Genomic DNA, 1,743 nt, shown 5'->3' with positions numbered 1-1,743 from the left:
TTTTTTTTTGTAATATGTGGGATTAAAAAATCTGTTTATATGGCCATTTCCTTTGATTTTGATTATGTAGTGATTGGTTCCGGTTTTGGAGGAAGTGTTTCCGCTCTCCGCTTAAGTGAAAAAGGCTATAAGGTAGGAGTATTTGAAATGGGGAAACGCTATCAACCTAAAGATTTCCCTAAATCGAATTGGAACCTGAAAAAGTTTTTATGGGCTCCTTCTTTTGGATTTCATGGAATCTTTCGAATGAGCCTTTTTCGTCATGTTTGGGCCTTGAGTGGAGTAGGTGTAGGTGGAGGATCCCTGGTTTATGCTAATACTCTATTGGTGCCTCCAAAAGAAGTATGGAAAGATAGCGATTGGGCCAATCTTGAGAATTGGGGGGATGTAATGCCTAAATACTATGATCAGGCCAAAAAAATGCTGGGAGTGAATAGAAACCCTCATCTGGCTGATGCCGATTTAGCATTGAAAAAGGCAGCCGAAAAACAGGGATTAGAAGAAAGTTATTATGCCACGGACGTAGGTATTTTTTTTGGCGAAGCTGGGAAAAAGGTTCCTGATCCTTACTTTAACGGAAAGGGACCTGAACGAACGGGTTGTACTTTTTGTGGAGCTTGTATGATTGGTTGTCGTGATGGTGGAAAAAATACCTTGGACAAAAATTATCTGTATTTGGCTGAAAAGGAAGGAGCTAAAGTTCTACCGGAAACTAAAGTAGTAGATGTTATACCTTTAAATGGTAAGGCAGATGGGAGTGATGGATACGAAATTCATACCGTCTGCAGCACTTCTTTATTTAAAAGAAAGAAGGTTTGGTATTCCAAAGGTGTAGTGTTTTCTGCTGGAGTGCTGGGAACTGTAAGGCTACTTCTGCAACTAAAGCAAAATAAATCTTTACCAGCATTGAGTGAGCGTTTAGGGCATTTTGTTCGAACCAATGCTGAGGCCTTACTAGGAGTGGAAACTTCTGATAAGAATATTGATATGAGTAAAGGTGTTGCTATCGGATCTGGAGTTTACCTGGATGAGGAAACTCATATAGAGGCCGTTCGTTACCCCAAAAACTCTGATGCCTTGGGATTGGTAAGCACCCCTTTAGTAGGAGGGGAAAGTTATTTTAGAAGAATTTTAAATTGGATGGCATATGGGGTTACTCATCCCATTCGTTTTTTAAGACCATTACTTCCTAAGGGATTTGCCAAAAAATCCGTCATTCTCTTGGTGATGCAAACTGTCGACCTTAAAATAAACTTTACTTTAAGTCGACCTTTGTGGTGGCCATTTAGTAAAAAGTTTCAATCAACTGGGCAAAAAATACCATCTCATATCCCAAAAGCAAATGAATTTGCTCGAAAAATGGCCAAAGAGGTAAATGGGGTGCCGAAAACGTCGTTGACGGAAATGCTTTTTGATGTTCCTTCAACTGCCCATATGTTGGGTGGAGCTGCTATGGGAGCTACTGATAAAGAGGGAGTAATTGATGCCAATAATAAGGTCTTCAATTATCAAAACATGTACGTTTGTGATGGAAGTATGATTGCCGCTAACCTTGGTGTGAATCCTAGTCTAACCATTACGGCTCTTACAGAAAGAGCTATGAATAATATTAAGGCCCGAGATTTGGAGGAAGAAAAGGAAGGTGGTGAAGTCGTTGGAATTTAATTTTATTGAATGATTCTAATTTTAATTTTCTTGATACGCTAAATAGTAAGGTGATAAATAAGAAACAAAACAAAAATT

The 1,743-nt window shown here is 39.0% G+C and carries 1 protein-coding gene; it reads left to right on the top strand.

Annotated features, from left to right (window positions below):
- The coding region (locus E1171_RS01815; RefSeq protein WP_343031279.1) for a GMC oxidoreductase at positions 1–1,665 on the top strand (1,665 nt) is incomplete at its 5' end.
- Positions 1,666–1,743: the final 78 nt, after the last annotated feature.

Source organism: Xanthovirga aplysinae, from assembly GCF_009711365.1.
Taxonomy (GTDB): Bacteria; Bacteroidota; Bacteroidia; order Cytophagales; family Cyclobacteriaceae; genus Xanthovirga; species Xanthovirga aplysinae.
Note: the sequence above shows the minus strand (reverse complement) of the source record. Positions and strands in the feature narration are given on the sequence as shown.